This is a genomic window from Bradyrhizobium genomosp. I (2014) (genome assembly GCF_000261685.1).
In the GTDB taxonomy this organism is placed as follows: domain Bacteria; phylum Pseudomonadota; class Alphaproteobacteria; order Rhizobiales; family Xanthobacteraceae; genus Bradyrhizobium.
This window is the reverse complement of the sequence record NZ_AJQE01000073.1, coordinates 1-17,680: the sequence shown is the minus strand read 5'-3', so window position 1 is coordinate 17,680 and position 17,680 is coordinate 1. Positions and strand designations below refer to the sequence as shown.

15 protein-coding genes and 1 pseudogene are annotated in these 17,680 nt (G+C 65.6%); 12 read left to right on the top strand and 4 right to left on the bottom strand.

What is annotated here, in order from left to right; genetic code table 11:
- Positions 1 to 161: 161 nt before the first annotated feature.
- Positions 162 to 545: a preprotein translocase subunit SecG gene (gene secG / locus IC50_RS07310; protein WP_035702405.1), complete on the bottom strand. Its 384-nt coding sequence runs from the start codon at positions 543 to 545 to the stop codon at positions 162 to 164.
- A 171-nt stretch (positions 546 to 716) separates the two neighbouring features.
- Positions 717 to 1,475, bottom strand: coding sequence for a triose-phosphate isomerase (gene tpiA / locus IC50_RS07305; protein ID WP_035702402.1), 759 nt, complete (start codon positions 1,473 to 1,475; stop codon positions 717 to 719).
- Positions 1,476 to 1,751: 276 nt separating this feature from the next.
- Here tpiA and IC50_RS07300 point away from each other — a divergent pair, with 276 nt between their 5' ends.
- The 6 genes from IC50_RS07300 to IC50_RS07275 all read left to right on the top strand — a co-directional run bounded on the left by IC50_RS07300 (position 1,752) and on the right by IC50_RS07275 (position 10,024).
- Positions 1,752 to 3,650, top strand: coding sequence for a SurA N-terminal domain-containing protein (locus tag IC50_RS07300; protein WP_035702399.1), 1,899 nt, complete (start codon positions 1,752 to 1,754; stop codon positions 3,648 to 3,650).
- Positions 3,651 to 3,664: 14 nt separating this feature from the next.
- Positions 3,665 to 4,678 carry an anthranilate phosphoribosyltransferase gene (trpD, locus tag IC50_RS07295; protein WP_035702396.1) on the top strand — a complete coding sequence of 338 codons (1,014 nt, stop codon included), beginning with the start codon at positions 3,665 to 3,667 and terminating at the stop codon, positions 4,676 to 4,678.
- Positions 4,679 to 4,685: 7 nt separating this feature from the next.
- Positions 4,686 to 5,507 (top strand): indole-3-glycerol phosphate synthase TrpC, encoded by an 822-nt coding sequence (trpC, locus tag IC50_RS07290; RefSeq protein WP_035702394.1) that lies wholly within the window; start codon positions 4,686 to 4,688, stop codon positions 5,505 to 5,507.
- 1 nt (position 5,508) lies between these two features.
- Positions 5,509 to 6,042: a cyclic pyranopterin monophosphate synthase MoaC gene (moaC, locus tag IC50_RS07285; protein ID WP_035702391.1), complete on the top strand. Its 534-nt coding sequence runs from the start codon at positions 5,509 to 5,511 to the stop codon at positions 6,040 to 6,042.
- 177 nt (positions 6,043 to 6,219) lie between these two features.
- Positions 6,220 to 8,952 carry a bifunctional diguanylate cyclase/phosphodiesterase gene (locus IC50_RS07280; protein ID WP_035702388.1) on the top strand — a complete coding sequence of 911 codons (2,733 nt, stop codon included), beginning with the start codon at positions 6,220 to 6,222 and terminating at the stop codon, positions 8,950 to 8,952.
- A 322-nt stretch (positions 8,953 to 9,274) separates the two neighbouring features.
- Positions 9,275 to 10,024 (top strand): SDR family oxidoreductase, encoded by a 750-nt coding sequence (locus IC50_RS07275; RefSeq protein WP_244429554.1) that lies wholly within the window; start codon positions 9,275 to 9,277, stop codon positions 10,022 to 10,024.
- 73 nt (positions 10,025 to 10,097) lie between these two features.
- Here the strand turns inward: IC50_RS07275 and IC50_RS07270 are convergent, their stop codons facing one another.
- On the bottom strand, positions 10,098 to 11,435 hold the full coding sequence (locus IC50_RS07270) for a S41 family peptidase (RefSeq protein WP_035702381.1): 1,338 nt from the start codon (positions 11,433 to 11,435) through the stop codon (positions 10,098 to 10,100).
- A gap of 304 nt (positions 11,436 to 11,739) precedes the next feature.
- Here IC50_RS07270 and IC50_RS07265 point away from each other — a divergent pair, with 304 nt between their 5' ends.
- The 6 genes from IC50_RS07265 to IC50_RS41950 all read left to right on the top strand — a co-directional run bounded on the left by IC50_RS07265 (position 11,740) and on the right by IC50_RS41950 (position 17,173).
- Positions 11,740 to 12,873, top strand: a complete 1,134-nt coding sequence (locus IC50_RS07265; protein ID WP_035702378.1) for an alpha-hydroxy acid oxidase — start codon at positions 11,740 to 11,742, stop codon at positions 12,871 to 12,873.
- A 29-nt stretch (positions 12,874 to 12,902) separates the two neighbouring features.
- Positions 12,903 to 13,526 (top strand): HAD-IA family hydrolase, encoded by a 624-nt coding sequence (locus tag IC50_RS07260; RefSeq protein ID WP_035702375.1) that lies wholly within the window; start codon positions 12,903 to 12,905, stop codon positions 13,524 to 13,526.
- Positions 13,527 to 13,689: 163 nt separating this feature from the next.
- Entirely contained in the window at positions 13,690 to 13,896 is a 207-nt protein-coding gene (locus IC50_RS07255) for a hypothetical protein (protein ID WP_035702372.1), read from the top strand.
- A gap of 199 nt (positions 13,897 to 14,095) precedes the next feature.
- A complete protein-coding gene (locus IC50_RS07250; RefSeq protein ID WP_035702433.1) occupies positions 14,096 to 15,307 on the top strand; it encodes a molybdopterin molybdotransferase MoeA in 1,212 nt (403 codons plus the stop codon).
- A gap of 176 nt (positions 15,308 to 15,483) precedes the next feature.
- A complete protein-coding gene (gene lexA, locus IC50_RS07245; RefSeq protein ID WP_035702430.1) occupies positions 15,484 to 16,185 on the top strand; it encodes a transcriptional repressor LexA in 702 nt (233 codons plus the stop codon).
- A 553-nt stretch (positions 16,186 to 16,738) separates the two neighbouring features.
- Positions 16,739 to 17,173, top strand: coding sequence for a hypothetical protein (locus IC50_RS41950; RefSeq protein WP_035702367.1), 435 nt, complete (start codon positions 16,739 to 16,741; stop codon positions 17,171 to 17,173).
- Between the two features lie 108 nt (positions 17,174 to 17,281).
- Here IC50_RS41950 and IC50_RS07235 read toward each other — a convergent pair.
- Positions 17,282 to 17,680 (bottom strand): annotated as a pseudogene (locus IC50_RS07235) (ComEC/Rec2 family competence protein); the annotation flags it as partial.

Below are 17,680 nucleotides of genomic sequence, written 5' to 3'. Positions count from 1 at the left end.
TAACCTCTAATCCCTCGAATTCGATTCGCCAAAGCGATTCGTATTCCGCCCCGAAAGATTTTGCGGGCCTGTGGGTGAGCCAGAACTAAGAGTGGTGACAGTGCCTTGATGGGGATTGTTGACGCAGGACGGTAGCAGCCGCCCTGCATGGCCCCCCTGCTTTATTGCGAGCGCGGTACCTGCGGGCCGCTCGGAGCCGGCGCCTGCTGCTGCTCGTCCGCCTTCTTCAGCGAATCCAGGATGCCGCCCGAGGTCGGCGGCGCGATCGGCGACCCGCCGGCCGGCTGGGTCTGCGACGGCTGGCCGATGATCGACGACGGCTTGCGGTCGTAGCCGGCGTACCAGGACAGGAACAGGCTGGTGAGGAAGAAGCCGACGGCCAGGATCGCGGTGGTTCGGGTCAGAAGGTTCGCAGTGCCGCGGCTCGACATGAAGCCCGCGCCTCCGCCCATGCCGAGTCCCCCGCCTTCCGACTTCTGGAGCAGGACGGCACCGATCATGACGGCGACGATCATGAGGTGGATGACGATGACAACGGTCTGCATGATATCCTTCCGTCACAAGCGGGCGGCGCCTGACGGCGGCCGATCGCGCTTCGCGGGTTTTCCTGAAGTTGCGCGGTGTTACACGATCGGGAGGGGTATTGCCACCCCCGATCGGATCCGAACCAGTGGTTTGAGTTAGCCAGGAGCAGCCCTTTTCGCCAGGGGTGGCGCTTAGTTAGGACAGCCTTTGGCGATCGCAAGGAAATCGGCCGCTTTCAGGCTGGCGCCACCGACCAGCGCGCCGTTGACGTTTTTCACCGCCATCAGCTCGGCCGCATTCGAGGGCTTGACCGATCCGCCATAGAGGACGCGCATTCTGGCACCCTCGACTTTGAACCGGGAAATCAGGAATTCCCGGATAAAGCCATGAATCTGCTCGACATCCTTGGCTGTCGGCGTCAGCCCGGTGCCGATCGCCCAGACCGGCTCGTAGGCCACGACCAGCTTGGCTGCAGTGGAACCGTCTGGCAGCGAACCGTCGAGCTGGCCGCGCAGGACGTCCAGGGTTTGGCCGGCATCGCGCTGGCCCTGCGTCTCGCCGATGCAGACGATCGCCGTCGCCCCGGCGCGCCAGGCGGCCTCGGCCTTGTGCCGAACCAGAGCATCGCCCTCGCCGTGATCAGCGCGGCGCTCGGAATGGCCGACGATGATGGCGGTTGCGCCCGCATCCACCAGCATTTCGGCGGCGACATCGCCGGTATGGGCGCCGGAGGCCTTGGGATGGCAGTCCTGGGCTCCCACCGCGACCTTCTTGCCCCGCGCCTTGTCGGCGAAGGCGGCGACCAGGGTCGCCGGCGGGCAAACCAGCAGGTCGGCCTTGCCGGCCACGTCTGCCGCACCGTTGAGCATGGCGTCGAATTCGGCAGCCTGGGCCTTCAGCCCATTCATTTTCCAGTTGCCCGCAATCAGCGGTCGGATGGCGTCGGTCATGTCGAGGTCCAGCAAAATGAGGTGTGTGGATGCGCTAGCAGAGCCGTCGCGGCAGTTCCAGATTCTTGTTTTGACGCGTTTTCGTGACGCGAACCGGGGTCCACGTCGCTGGAGAACGCCTTGAGGCTTTCAACCGCAGCCTCGAGGGCCACGCGAGGCGAGGTTGCGGGGGGAAAGCCGCCACTTTATGATGATCTATCAATTTGGTGACGCGCTTTTGCGGAATCTGCATTAAGACGCGCTCCGTTCCCCTCCTGACCAAACAAGTTGGACCAAATGCTTCGAGGAATGCGCAAGGCCTCATCAAACTGGCTCGGCAAAACCATTATGGCCGTGGTGATGGGCGTGTTGATCATCAGTTTCGGCATTTGGGGCATCGCCGATATCTTCCGCGGCTTCGGGCAATCCACGGTGGCCAAGGTCGGCAGCACCGAGATTTCGCTCAACGAGTTCCGCCAGATCTATACCGACCGCCTGCAACAGATCAGCCGCCAGTTCGGCCGCCCGCTGACGCCCGACCAGGCGCGCGCCTTCGGCCTCGACCGCCAGGTGCTCCAGCAGACGATTGCGGAAGCAGCGCTGGACGAAGAGGCGCGCCGGCTCGGGCTCGGCCAGTCCGACGACCAGATCCGCCAGCTCATCATGAACGACCCCAACTTCAAGGGCGTCGGTGGCAATTTCGATGCGAACCGCTTCCAGGCCATGATCCGCAATTTCGGCTACACCGAGCAGCGATACGTCGCCGAGCAGCGCAAGGTGTCGCTGCGCCGCCAGATCACCGGCACGATCGGCGCCGGCGTGGAGCCGTCGAAGGCGATGATCGACGTGCTGACGCGCTTCCAGAACGAGCAGCGCACCATCGAATTCGTCAGGCTCGACGCAGCCCAAGCCGGCCAGATCGACCCGCCCTCTCCCGAAGCCCTCGCCACCTATTTCGAGGATCACAAGGTCCAGTTCCGCGCGCCTGAATATCGCAAGATCGCATTCGTCGTGGTCTCGCCGGAAGAGATCGGCAAATGGACCGAGGTCTCCGACGAGGACGCCAGGAAGGTGTTCGAGCAGCGCAAGGACCGGCTCGACACCCCGGAGAAGCGCCAGATCCACCAGATCGTGTTCCCGAATGCCGCGGAGGCGCAAGCCGCGCGCGAACGGCTCGCCGGCGGGCTGTCATTCGAGGATCTCGGCAAGGAGCGCGGACTGAGTGCCTCCGACGTCGATCTTGGCCTCGTGACCAAGTCTTCGCTCGATCCCGCGGTCGGCGCCGCCGCCTTCGCTCTTCCCGTCGGTGAGATCAGCCAGCCGATCCAGGGCGCTCTCGGCACATCGATCGTCAGGGTCGACAAGATCGAGCCGGGCAAAGAGGCGGACTACGCCAGCCTGGCCGGCGACATCAAGCGCGAGATCGCCACCGAGCGCGCGCGCGTCAAGGTGGCCGACCTCCGCGACAAGATGGAGGACGAGCGCGGCGGCGGCGCCAGCGTGATCGACGCGGCGCAGAAGCTCGGCCTCACCGCCGTGACCATCGACGCCGTCGACCGTTCCGGCCGCGCCCCGAACGGCCAGCCGGTCGCCAACATTCCGCAGGGCCTCGACGTGGTATCGCAGGCTTTCAACACCGACGTCGGCGTCGACAACGACTCGATCTCGTTCAAAGGCGGCTATGTCTGGTACGACGTGCTTGCCATCACGCCCTCGCGCGACCGCAATCTCGACGAGGTCCGCGACCAGGTCGAGGCGCGCTGGCGCCAGGACCAGATCGCGGCCAAGCTGAAGGCCAAGGCGACGGAGATGGTGCAGAAGCTCGAAGCAGGCGGCAAGCTCGCTGACGAGGCCGCTGCGATCAGCGCCAAGGTCGAGACCGCGGCGGGCTTCAAGCGCGACGACTCGCCCGCCGGCGTGCCCGCCGCCGTCGTGTCGGCCGCCTTCCGCACCGCCAAGGACGGCGTCGGACAAACGGCCGTGAGCGGCGGCAGCGAAGTGATCGTCTTCCGCCTCACCGACATCATCGATCCCGCGGTCGACATGGCCTCCGACGCGGTCAAGAAGCTGAAGGAAAGCCTCGTCCGGGCCCAGACCGAGGAGCAGGTCGCCTCCTACGTCAACAAGCTTGAAACCGACATCGGGACCACCATTAATCAGGCCGCCTTCGCGCAGGTGACCGGCGCGAACCAGTGAGTTGAAAGCACGCGATGGACGACCTGAAATCGATCATTGGAAAAGTGGCGACCGGCGCCAGCCTGTCGCGTGACGAAGCCGCTTCCGCCTTCGACGCCATGATGTCGGGCGAAGCCACGCCCTCGCAGATGGGCGGCCTGCTGATGGCGCTGCGCGTGCGCGGCGAGACCGTGGACGAGATCACTGGCGCGGTTTCGGCGATGCGCTCCAAGATGCTGACCGTGACGGCGCCGCCTGACGCCGTCGACATCGTCGGCACCGGCGGCGACGGCTCCGGCTCGGTCAACGTCTCGACCTGCGCCTCCTTCATCGTCTCTGGCGCCGGTGTGCCGGTCGCCAAGCACGGCAACCGCGCGCTGTCGTCGCGCTCGGGCGCGGCCGACGTGCTGGCATCGCTCGGGGTGAAGATCGATCTGAAGCCGGAGCAGGTCGGGCGCTGCGTGCGCGAATGCGGAATCGGCTTCATGTTCGCCCCCGCCCACCATCCCGCCATGAAGAACGTCGGCCCGACCCGGGTCGAGCTTGCCACGCGCACGATCTTCAACCTGCTTGGCCCCCTGTCCAACCCGGCCGGCGTGAAGCGGCAGATGGTCGGCGTGTTCTCGAGGCAATGGGTGCAACCGCTGGCGCAGGTGCTGAAGAACCTCGGCTCGGAATCCGCCTGGGTCGTGCACGGCTCCGATGGGCTCGACGAGATCACCCTCACCGGTCCGACCTTCGTCTCCGCGCTCCACAATGGCGAGATCCGGAATTTCGAGGTGACGCCTGAGGAGGCCGGACTGTCGCGTTGCGAGGCTGGCGCGCTCAGGGGCGGTGACGCCGATGCCAATGCGATCGCACTGCAAAGCGTGCTCGACGGCAAGCCAAGTCCCTACCGCGATGTGGCGCTGATCAACGCCGCCGCCGCGCTGGTCGTGGCCGGCCGCGCCAAGGACCTCAAGGAGGGCGTCGCGATCGGCGTCCGCTCAATCGACAGCGGCGCGGCCAACGCCAAGCTGAAGCACCTGGTCTCAGTCTCCAACAGCTGAATTGCGCATGTCCGACATCCTGACCAAGATCGAGACCTATAAGCGCGAGGAGATCGCGGCGGCGAAGCGGATGCGTCCGCTCTCCGCCGTCGAGGCGCAAGCCAAGGCGGCTTCCGCGCCGCGCGGTTTCCTGCGCGCGATCAAGAGCAAGCTTGCCAATGGCGACTATGCACTGATCGCGGAGGTCAAGAAGGCCTCGCCGTCGAAGGGTCTCATTCGCGCCGATTTCGACCCGCCGGCACTCGCAAGAGCCTATGAGGCGGGCGGCGCGGCATGTCTGTCGGTGCTGACCGACACGCCCTCATTCCAGGGCCATCTCGACTTCATGGTCGCGGCGCGGGCGGCGACTTCGCTGCCTGTGCTGCGCAAGGACTTCATGTTCGACACCTATCAGGTGGTCGAGGCGCGCGCGCACGGCGCCGACTGCATCCTGATCATCATGGCGGCGCTCGATGATGCCACCGCGAGCGATATCGAAGACGCTGCCATCGCCCATGGCATGGACGTGCTGATCGAGATCCATGGCCGCGCCGAGTTCGACCGCGCGCTGAAGCTGCGGTCGCCGATGATCGGCGTCAACAACCGCAACCTGCGCACCTTCGAGACCACGCTTGCGACCAGCGAGGCCTTGGCGCCGCTGATCCCTGGGGATCGGTTGATGGTCGGCGAGAGCGGCATCTTCACGCCCGACGATCTCGCCAGGCTCGAGCGCGTCGGCATGTCGACATTCCTGGTCGGCGAGAGCCTGATGCGGCAGGCCGACGTCACTGCGGCGACGCGCGCGCTGCTCGCACGCAAGACGACGGCGCGCGCGACGGGCACGCGCTGACATGGCGCGCAAGCCAGCCAATCCGAAGCCAGCCAGGACGAAGACGGCCAAATCAAACGCCGACCCCGCCCTCACCCATATCGGCGCCTCCGGCGAGGCGCGGATGGTCGACGTCTCGGACAAGCCCGCGACCGAGCGGCTTGCGGTCGCGGAAGGCCGCGTCGTCATGACCAGGGCAACGCTCGACCTGATCGTGTCCGGCAACGCCAGGAAGGGCGACGTGCTCGGCACCGCGCGCATCGCCGGCATCATGGCCGCCAAGCGCACCTCGGAGCTGATCCCGCTCTGCCATCCGCTCGCGCTGTCGAAGGTGACGGTCGAGATCGAGCCCGACGCGAAACTGCCGGGCTGCCTCGTTCGCGCCAGCGTGAAGGTGACGGGCCCGACCGGCGTCGAGATGGAGGCCCTCACGGCCGTCTCGGTCGCCTGCCTCACCATCTACGACATGATCAAGGCGGTCGAGCGCGGCGTGCGCATCGAAGCCATCCATCTCGTCGAGAAGCTCGGCGGCAAGTCCGGCCATTATCGCGCCTGAAGCGCGCTTGCCGTAACGACCCACCTCTCCCGCCGCGCGCATCGATTGCCTTTGCATGCGACCATTCACGCTTCGTTAACCGCGCTTCCTAACTTTACCTCCACACCGCCCCCGTAAACCAACGGGTGTTCTCCGGGTCATGAATTGATCCTGACGTGTGCGCGGCAATGATCCAGCATGAAGATGAAATTCGGCAGTCGTCTCTTTGACCAAGTCGTCGTGCGCAGCGGGCCGATCCGCTGGCTGGTGGTGGGCGGAACGCTGCTGATCACTGCCATCGCCATAGGTTCGGTCCTGATGGCGCAGAATTTCCGCGAGCGGGCGCTGCGCAACTCCGCCCGCGAGCTGGAAAATACCGCGCTACTGCTCGCCCACCATTTCGATCAGCAATTGCAGGATTTCGCGGTCATCCAGAAGGATTTCGTCGACCACGTCCGCGCGACGGGAATCGCGACCGTGGAGGACTATCGCAAGCGCCTCTCGGGCGAGGACGTCCACCGGATGTTGCGTTCGAAGATCGAGGCCTTACCCTATATCGGCGGCGTCAACATCATCGACGCCGAAGGCAATCTGATCAATTCGTCGGCGGCATGGCCGGCTCCGAAAGTAAACGTCGCCGATCGCGCCTACTTCCGCACCTTCAAATACGATCCCTATTCGCCCGATGTGCTGATCGAGCCGCTGCACAGCCGCATCTCCGGCGCCTGGACGATCCTGATCGTGCGCAGGATCCTGGGGCCGAACGGCGAATTCCTGGGTGTTGTCGGGCGCGGCATCGAGCCGACCAACTTCGAGAAATTCTTCGCCTCGGTCGCGCTTGGTGAAGGCGCGACCATCTCCATGCTGCATCGCGACGGTACGCTGCTCGCGCGCTATCCCCATTCCAACGCGTTGATGGGCCGGAACTTCAAGACCGGCCCATTCGAGCATCAGAGGGTTTTCGGTCTCGATCACTTCGCCGGACGCTTCATGAGCCCCGTCGACGGCGACGACCGGCTGATCTCCTCGGGTGCCCTGCCCCACTTCCCGATCCTGATGATGGCCACCATGACACGCGCGGCGGCTCTGACGGACTGGCGCGAGCAGATCGGCATCCTGGTCTCGGTCGCCGCCTCTTCCGCGCTCGCCATCGCGGGCGTGCTGATCGCGATCGTCCGCAAGCTGCTGGAGCAGCACCGCCTTTCGCGCGAACGGCTGACGCTGGAAAAGCAGCGGCTCGACCGCGCCGTCAACAACATGTCGCAAGGCCTCTTGCTGTTCGACGCCGAGCGGCGGCTCGTGATCTGCAACCAGCGCTACATCGAGATGTACGGACTCTCGGCCGAGATCGTGAAGCCCGGCTCCAGCTTCCACGACATCATCGCCCATCGCAAGGCAACCGGCTCGTTCACGGGCGACCTCGACGCCTACGTCGCGCTCGTGCTGAAGGACGTCCATGTGCGCAATTCCATGGTGGTCGATACCTCCGATGGCCGCTCGATCCACATCCTCAACGAACCGCTCGCGGATGGCGGCTGGGTCGCGACCCATGAAGACATCACGGAGCGCCGTCGCATCGAGGAGCGCATCATCCATCTCGCCCATTACGATGCCCTGACGGACCTGCCCAACCGCGCCATGTTCCACGAGCATCTGCGCGAAGAGCTGGCCGCGGTCGGCGACGACGAACAGATCGCAGTGCACTACATCGACATCGACGAGTTCAAGGGCGTCAACGACGCGCTCGGCCATCTCGTCGGCGACGAGCTGTTGAAATCGGTAGCGGCGAACCTCCGCCGCTGTGCGGGCCCGGCGGACTTCGTGGCGCGCCTCGGCGGCGACGAATTCGCCATCGTACAGAGCGCAGTGACGTCGCTGGACCAGGTCAACGAGCTCGTCGCGCGGGTCTTCGAAACCATCCGCACGCCGTTCGACTGCATGGGCCATCATCTCACCACCGATGCCAGCATCGGCATTGCGCTCGTGCCGGAACACGGCACGGTGCTGGACCAGATCCTCAAGAACGCGGACATGGCGATGTACGCGGCCAAGTCCGCCGGACGCCGCACCTACCGCTTCTTCGAGCCGGAAATGGACGCCAAGGTCCGCGAGCGCCGCCAGCTCGAGAGCGACCTGCGCCATGCCATTGCCCAAGGGGGTCTCGAAGGCGGGCTCGAGGTCTATTACCAGCCCTGCCTCGGCCTGAAGGACGACCGCATCACCGGCTGCGAGGCACTGGTGCGCTGGCGCCATCCGGAGCGCGGCATGGTCTCGCCGGCCGAGTTCATCCCGATCGCCGAAGACACCGGCCTGATCAACGAGATCGGCGAATGGGTGCTGGCGACCGCCTGCCGGGACGCGGCCGCCTGGCCCGACGACATCCGCCTCGCCGTCAACGTCTCCCCGGTCCAGTTCAGGAGCGGCACGCTGGCGCTGAAGATCATGGCGGCGCTTGCCGCGTCGAACCTGCCGGCGAGCCGGCTCGAGGTCGAGATCACCGAGGCGGTGCTGATCCGCGACGACGATGCCGCGCTCGCGATCCTGCACCAGCTCCGTGCCATCGGTGTGCGCATCGCGCTCGACGATTTCGGCACCGGCTATTCGTCGCTGAGCTATCTGCACCGCTTCCCGTTCGACAAGATCAAGATCGACCGCTGTTTCGTCGACGACATCGCCCGTCCCGACGGCTCCGCTAGCATCGTTCAGGCCGTCGTCAACCTGGCGGCCTCCCGCCGCATGACCACCACGGCCGAGGGCGTCGAGACCGAGGAGCAGCAGCGCCTGCTTCGCACGCTCGGCTGCTCCGAGATGCAGGGCTATCTGTTCAGCGCCGCAATGCCCGCCGACAAGATGCTGGAGCTGTTCGCGCTGCATCGCAGCCGGCTCGCCCAGCGCAAAGGCAGCGAGAGCCGCCGGCGCGAGGCCGGCTAGGTCCTTCTCGGAGGCCGAGCCTCCAAGACTTGACGATGGCCGGCGCCCCAATTATTTCCACATGCGCAGCCGCGTGAGACGCCGCTGCCGTAGGCGTTACCGTCATCCAACGCGTCCTTTGTCGAGAGGATCCCGGCTGGGAGATCTCGATTCACGAGACGCCACGGTTATGCCTTCACTCGCGCGGTTGCGACAGCTCATCCCTTCAAGACGTCCGGCACGGCTCGCCCGCGCCTGGATGTTGGCTGTCTTGGCGGCTGTCGCCGCCGGGATTTTCAGGCTTTGCCGTGGCCCTCAACTCCATTGAGAGGCAACTATGAAGATGACTGGCAACACAATCCTCGTCACCGGCGGAACGAGCGGCATCGGCCGCGCCCTGGCCGAGGCTTTCCACGACCGCGGCAATCGCGTCATCGTCACCGGACGACGGCAGACCCTGCTCGATCAGATCACCGCTGAACGTCCCGACGTGATCCGTCTTCCACTCGATCTCGAAGATCCCGCAAGCCTGCCACGCCTCTCGGCTGAGATGCGCGAACGCTTCCCCGAACTAAACGTGCTGATCGCCAACGCCGGCATCTCGCGGGCGGAGGACATGACTGCGGAAAATTGGGGCACAGCCGACGCGGAAGCTATCGTCGAGACCAACATCCTCGGCGTTCTGCGGGTGACGGCCGCGTTCCTGCCGATTCTCAAATCGCAACCGAGCGCAACCATCGTCGCGACCAGCTCGAACCTCGCTTTCGTGCCCCGCGCCGACTTCCCGACCTACTGCGCCAGCAAGGCGTTCCTGCATTCCTGGCTGCAGTCGCTGCGGCACCAGTTGCGCAAGATCCCGATCGAGGTGCTGGAGCTTGCGCCACCCTATGTGCAGACCGAACTCACCGGCGCGCAGCAGGCGAGCGACGCGCGCGCCATGCCGCTTCCTGCCTATGCCACCGAGGTCATGCAGTTGCTGGAGTTGCGGGTTCATCCCCGCGACGAGGTGCTGGTCGAGCGCGACCGCGCCCGCCGTTGGGCCGAGCGCGACGGCCGCTACGAGGCGACCTTTGCCCTCATGAATCCGAGTTGAGACAGGTCCCCAAACGAATTCGCCCGGGAGCGGTGATCCGCTCCCGGGCGATCATATCCGAAGGTCGCAAGACCTAGTTCGGCACCGCGGCCTTCGGCGCAGGCTTGGCCGCAACCGCATTCGCGGTCACGCCATGGAGGAAGTCGAAGGCCGCATGCAGGGCCTTGTCGTCCTCCTCCTTCGGCGGGACATAGGATTGCGATCCGGTCTGCTCGGTGCCATCGGCGGCCGACAGATGCCCGCGCATCTGGGATTCCGCCATGGTGTCCATCCGGCCTTTCAGCTCCGGCGGCACGTCCTGAAGGATCTCGATGTCGGGCGCGATGCCCTTGGCCTGGATCGAGCGGCCCGACGGCGTGTAGTAGCGCGCCGTGGTCAGCGCCAGCGCGCCATTGCCCGCGCCGAGCGGAATGATGGTCTGCACCGAGCCCTTGCCGAACGAGCGCGTGCCGATCAGCGTCGCGCGCTTGTGGTCATGCAGCGCGCCGGAGACGATCTCCGAGGCCGAGGCCGAGCCGCCGTTGATCAGCACAACGAGCGGCTTGCCCTTGGTGAGATCGCCGCCATGCGCGGTGAAGCGCTGGGTCTCTTCCGGATTGCGGCCGCGGGTCGAGACGACCTCGCCGCGCTGCAGGAAGGCGCTCGACACCGACACGGCCTGATCGAGCAGGCCGCCCGGATTGTTGCGCAGATCGAGCACGTAGCCGGTGAGCTTCTCCTGCGGGACCTGCTTGGAGATCGAGGCGATGGCCTTCTTCAGCCCGTCGGTGGTCTGCTCGTTGAAGGAGGTGACGCGGATATAGCCGATGTCGCCGTTCTCGACGTGGAAGCGCACGGGGCGGACATGGATGATCTCGCGCGTGATCGCGACGTCGAGTGGCGCGTCCGCGCCCTTGCGCACGATGGTAAGCTTGGTCTTGGTATCGACCGGGCCCTTCATCTTGTTGACTGCCTGCTCGAGCGTCATGCCCTGCACGGCCTCGCCGTCGATCTTGCTGATGAGGTCGCCGGACATGAGGCCGGCCTTCGACGCCGGGGTGTCGTCGATCGGCGAAACCACCTTGACGAGGCCATCCTCCATCGTGACCTCGATGCCGAGGCCGCCGAACTCGCCGGAGGTGGTCTCCTGCATCTCGGTCCACGCCTTGGCGTTCATGTATCGCGAGTGCGGGTCGAGCGAGGTCACCATGCCGGTGATCGCGCCCTCGATCAGCTTGGCGTTGTCCGGCTTCTCGACATAGCTGGCCTTGACCCGCTCGAACACCGCGCCGAACAAATTGAGCTGGGAATAGGCATCATCCGCGCTCGCCGCCGCCCGCGCCGCCCATACTCCGCCGTGCGGACTCGCTACCAGAAGGGTCAGACACGCTCCGGTGAGCGCGCCAAGGGGGAACAGCAGGGTTTTCCGCATGGATGAGGTAGCCTTTTGCTTGGCGGTTCTCTTGGGGGCTGGGGCACGCCATGCAAATGGCGATCCAGCCCATTTCTCACAATACCATTCCGGTTTCTTCAAGGCCGGGATGCCACGCCGGCGGGCATACCGAAAAATCCCTTCGCCCTGGCCTAAACTTTTGGCAACGTTCCGAAACTGTTTCGCGCAAAGCGGAAACCGGCCGGGCCGCCACGCCTCGCAGCTATGCGATTTTAGGATGGTTTTGGAGGGCCGGACGCGATAGGCGATGACGACAAGACTTCAAATTCTCGGGAGGACAACAATGAACGAAGCGCCCCGCATCCGGTCGGAACGGAACGTCGAACTCGGCGCCAGTAACGAGCCGTTCCAGAATCTGCACGAGTTCATCCGGAAGGCGCGCGCCAACCTCAACCAGAATGCCTGGGACTACATCGTCGGCGCGGCCGAGACCGAGACCACGATGCGCCGCAACCGCATGGCGCTGGACGAGATCGCCTTCCGCCCGCGCGTGCTGCGCGATGTTCGCAAGGTAGATGGTTCCGTCGAGCAGCTCGGCCGCAGGATGCGCCTTCCGGTGGTGCTCGCCCCGGTCGGTGCCCTCGAGATATTCGATCCGGATGGCGCGGCAAGCGTGGCGCGCGCCGCCGGCACTTTCGGGGCGGCACACATGCTGAGCTCGGTGTCCGAGCCAGGGCTGGAGCAGACCGCCGAGGCCGCCCCCGACGCGTTGCGGCTCTATCAGCTCTATGTCCGCGGCGACGATGCCTTCGTCGCCGACGTCGTCAGCCGGGCCGAGAAGAGCGCCTATGCCGCCTTCTGCCTGACCGTCGACACCGCCCATTACAGCCGTCGTGAACGTGACATCGCCAAGCGCTACGTCCGCGAGAGCCGCCTGCGCGCCACCGGAGGCGATTTCCAGAAGGGCCTGGAGTGGCGGACCGTGAAGATGATCAAGGACAGGTTCAGAATACCGCTGATCCTCAAGGGCATTGCCACCGCAGAGGACGCGCTGATCGCGCTCGACCACGGCGTCGAATGGATCTACGTCTCCAACCATGGCGGCCGCCAGCTCGACCACGGCCGCGGCGCCATGCATGTGCTGCCGGAGATCGTCGAGGCCGTGAAGGGCCGCGCCAAGATCATGGTCGACGGCGGCTTCGGCCGCGGCACCGATATCGTCAAGGCGATCGCGGCGGGCGCGGATCTCGTCGGCATCGGCCGGCTGCAATGCTGGGCACTGGCGGCGGCAGGCGAAGCCGGAGTCGCACGGATGCTGGAGCTGCTGGAGGACGAGGTGCTGCGCTGCCTCGGCCTCCTGGGCGCCACCTCATTCGCCGAGATCGACAAGTCCTGCCTGCATCCGGCGACCGCCACCAACGCGCCGAGCGTGTTCAGCGCGTTCCCGCTGTTCGACCATGAGCCCTATCGCTACTGACTTGCCGATACCGAAGTGAAAGGGACGCAATGACATCGCTCTCTCCCGGCAGCGCGGATGCGCTCCTGTTCGACCTCGGGCGCGTGGTGCTCGACATCGACTTCTCCAAGGCGATCGCCTGCTGGGCGGGACATGCGGGCTGCGAGCCCGAGGCCATCGTCGCGCGCTATGTGCGTGACGAGGCCTACCGGCTGCACGAGATGGGCAAGATCAGCGACGAGGATTATTTCGCCTCGCTGCGCGCTTCGCTCGGAATCGGCATCTCGGACGCGCAGTTCCTGGAAGGCTGGAATGCGATCTTCGCCGGCGAGATGCCCGACATCGCCGAGCTGTTGCCGCGCGCGGCAAGGCAGATGCCGCTCTATGCCTTCTCCAACACCAATCGGCCGCACGTGGACTATTTCTCGAAGGAATATGCCGGCGTGCTCGGCCATTTCCGCGATCTGTATCTGTCGTCCAGCATCGGCCTGCGCAAACCGGATGCGGAGGCCTTCGACCATGTCGTGGCGGCGATCGGCGTGCCGGCGGAGCGCATCGTATTCTTCGATGATCTCGCCGAGAACATCGAGGGCGCGCGGGCACGCGGTCTGAACGCCGTGCACGTGACGTCGCCCGGCGACGTCGGGAACGCATTGAAGGCACTGGGCATCTGAGGCGAACCGATCGCCGCGAGAGTCCGCCGCCCGGTTTCCGGAGCTAAATTTGCGTAAGAAGAGGAACCCAAGCACTCCGTGCATTTTTGTACGGAGTTCCGGGAACAGAATACCGCCTCCGGACTCTTGAGTCTGTTGGGATTTCTACATCGGACTCATCGACGTGCTGGGCAAAACCTATCTGACCAAGCAAGCCTCTCTCCTGCTTGAATTCGCCAGAACGACCTCGGATTCTGACCTTTCCGCCAAGCTGATCAGCAAGGCCGCCGACCTGAAATCCCGGGCCGATCCGCTGCCCGACAAGGATCAAGGTCCCCAAGCTCCCGACGTCGCCAGGGGCGTCGGTCCGGACGATCCGACCGCGAGTTGACCGAGGCTGGCCGTGGCGCTCGTGCTCGCCATCGCCGTCCTCGTGCCGGTCTGTCTCGCCTTCCGGATCATGCCCCGTCGGACTTGAGCTCCCGCCTCCACGACGGAAATCACGCAGGATTAATCGTCCTGCGTGCTGCTTTGCCTCGTGCCCGCACTCGGCTAGAACTCTCGCCACCCATTTGCAGGAGTTTCCGCCCGTGGCCCTCATGCCGGTTTCTGACGCGCTTGCCGCGGTGCTGGCCGGCGCCGAGCCGCTGCCCGAAGAGATGGTTTCCCTCAATGAGGCCTACCATCGCGTGCTTGCGCGCGACGTCGCGGCGCGGCGCACGCAGCCCCCGGAAGCCATGTCGGCGATGGACGGCTATGCGGTGCGTGCGGCCGACGCGGCAACGATCGATTCAGGGCTGACGGTCATCGGTGAGGTCGCGGCGGGCCGTCCGTTCGCGGGAAGGATTGGCCCCGGCGAAGCCGTTCGGATCTTCACCGGCGGCGTCATTCCCGATGGCGCCGACGCGGTCGTGATCCAGGAGGATACGGTTGCCGAGGGCAAGCGCATCATGATCAAGGAAGCCGCGATTCCCGGTCGGCACATTCGCCCCGCCGGCGTCGACTTCTCTGAAGGCGACGTGCTCCTGCGCAAAGGTACCCGTCTCACCGAGCGCGATCTCGCGCTCGCGGCTGCGATGAATTACCCGCAGCTCGCCGTCTGCCGCCGTCCGAAGGTCGCGATCCTCGCGACCGGCGACGAACTGGTGTTGCCGGGCACCACGCCCGGTCGCGGCCAGATCGTCTATTCCAATGGCTATGCCCTGCACGCGCTCGCCCGCAGCGAGGGCGCCGAGACCATCGACCTCGGCGTTGCCGCCGATACGCTGGAGGCCACTTCCGCCGGCATCCGCCGCGCCCGCGACAGCGGCGCCGACATCCTGATCACGACCGGAGGTGCGTCGGTCGGCGACCACGATCTGGTCCAGCAGGCGCTCGAGGGCGAAGGCATCGCGATGGCGTTCTGGAAGATCGCGATCCGGCCCGGCAAGCCGATGATGCACGGACGGCTCGGCGCCATGCGCGTGATCGGCCTGCCCGGCAATCCCGTGTCATCATACGTGTGTGCCTTCCTGTTCATGGTGCCGCTGATTCGCGCCCTGTCGGGCCGTTCGGTGATTCATCATCACCGCGAGCGCGCCGTGCTGGGCCGTGATCTCGGCGCCAACGACCAGCGCGAGGACTATCTGCGTGCGCGCCTCGAGACAGGCGGCGACGGCACGCTCGTCGCCCTTCCCGTCAGCCATCAGGACTCCTCTCTGCTTGCGAATCTCGCTGCGGCACAGGTACTTCTCGTACGCGCACCGTTCGCGCCGAAGGCCGAGGCCGGCACGCCTTGCGAGGTGCTGCGGCTCCCCCTTTAAGTCGCGCGGCCACACGCGTTCCGCGAACTTCGTCGCGTTCACGCTAAATTAAGCAGTTGCGGAACACATATCGAACATATAGTGTCCGTTCATGATTTGTTTCGAGGATGTAGCGGCTTATCGCTGATTTCATCGTCTCGGAATCGAACGACATCAACCGGGGGACTTTGGTCGAGATGTTGACGCGCAAACAATACGAGCTTCTGCGGTTCATCAGCGAACGTCTGAAGGAGAGCGGCGTGCCGCCGTCCTTCGACGAGATGAAGGATGCGCTCGATCTGCGCTCGAAGTCGGGCATCCATCGCCTGATCACTGCGCTCGAGGAGCGCGGCTTCATCCGCCGCCTGCCCAACCGCGCCCGTGCCATCGAGGTGATCAAGCTGCCCGAGCTCCAGGCCGCCGCCGGCAATCGCCGCGGCTTCACGCCGAGCGTCATCGAGGGCAATCTCGGCAAGGTGCGCGCAACCTCCAGCCCGCCTGCGGACGACGGCGAACGTCCCGTCGCGGTGCCGGTGATGGGCCGCATCGCGGCCGGCACGCCGATCGAGGCGTTGCAGACCCGCAGCCACACCATCAGCGTGCCGCCCGACATGCTCGGCTCGGGCGAGCACTACGCGCTCGAAGTGCGCGGCGATTCGATGGTGGAGGCCGGCATCCTCGACGGCGACATGGCGCTGATCCAGCGCAACGAGAGCGCCGATACCGGCGACATCGTGGTGGCGCTGATCGACGACGAGGAGGCCACGCTCAAGCGCTTCCGCCGCCGCGGCGCCTCGATCGCGCTCGAGCCCGCCAATGCCGCCTATGAGGTCCGCATCCTTCCGCCGAACCGCGTGAAGATCCAGGGCAAGCTGATCGGGCTTTACCGGAAGTACTGACCGGTCCGGCGGTCGCCCGACACCGATTGGAGCGGATCGTATCCGCTCCGGCTGGATGATTATTCCGGTTCTGCTCAGATTATCCGGCCCCTCTTCCGGCGCTGCATCCTCGGCACGCCGCTCGAAGCAACATGGCTTCGCGCCCTGAAAGTTCGAGCCGACGCCATGCGCCAGATCCTTCATGGACAATCGTTGCAGCGCTGATCGCAGCATCAGCGCTGCAAGCCGTTGCCACACAATGACACCGCCATATGCGCAATGAAGCGGCGGTCTGCGAGCATATCCGCAACGCGCGCGGTGCATCGCGCAGCCTCAGCAATCGAGCTGGCAATAGCGAGTCGGTCGGCACCCGCGGGGCGCCGAGATGCGGCTTCGAATGCGCAGGCGTCGGCTTTGTTCCTATCGAATCCGGGAAAGATAATGTGATCGCGGCTTGCGAAGCCCAGCCGCAGATTTGCCTACAACCAAGCAGAGCGTCGTATACTTTCACCCTGATAGAGGCCTGTGCCTCCATAGGAGGTGCGGGTTGCTATCTTCGCATGAGGAGCACCCGATGTGTGACTACAGCCTGCATGCCGTCGCGACGCGCCCCGCCGAAGTCGGCGAGACGATCGTCACGACAACCTTCCGCGGAACTTCGACGCGCGGCTTCGCCTCCGAAGCCGATCTGTCCGTCGCGGTCTGCCTGCTGCCGGGAACGGAGCTCGCTTTCGCCGACAATGTCCGTTACGACAACCGCTGGATCTGGACGCGCACCGTCAACTCCCGCGTCGGCAAGTTCGGCAAGGTCGATCCGCACATTCCCGATCGCCATCATGACGCGATCGAATTCCCCGACGGCAAATACGTGCTGGTGACGCAGCTGGTCGAAGGCCAGCGCGCGACCGTGCTGCAATTGCCGGTGACCCAGCCGGTTGGCGAGCGTGAGCACAAGCCGCAGACCGTCGCCGGCACGCGGCCCACGATCACGCGCCTGCCGATCGGCTGACGTCGTCGCCCCGGCCCATCGGTCGAGGGCCAGGATTGAAATGCCATCGCCGGCCGAGGCCGGCGAGATGGCATGGTTTGCGTCCAACGGTATCCCATCCCCCTGTCCTCAATCGTCAGCCTGCAAGTCGGTCTCGGATGGCGTTGCGTCCCGGTTGCGGGTCGCCGCGGCCCTCGGCGCAAGGTCGCCGCTGAAATCGCCCTCGCCGGCGCCGGCCGGCAGCCAGGGGCGGCTCGTGCCTCTGGCCCTCACCGCCTGAACCGAGAAGCCGTCACCGCGCTGCGTCAGAGCCAGCGCGCCCTGACTGGCGAGACGCGGCCGATCGACCACCACCGCCGCGCAATCGGGCGGCGCGGGCCGCGCCGTCACCACCAGCGCGGCGCGGCTGCAATCATCGATCAGCGCGTCGATGCGCAGGGAAAGCGCGACCAGCCGTCCGTCCGCGAGCGGCGTCACGCAGCCGGACTCGTCACATGACGCACCGTTGGCCAGCGAGGCATTGCCGGC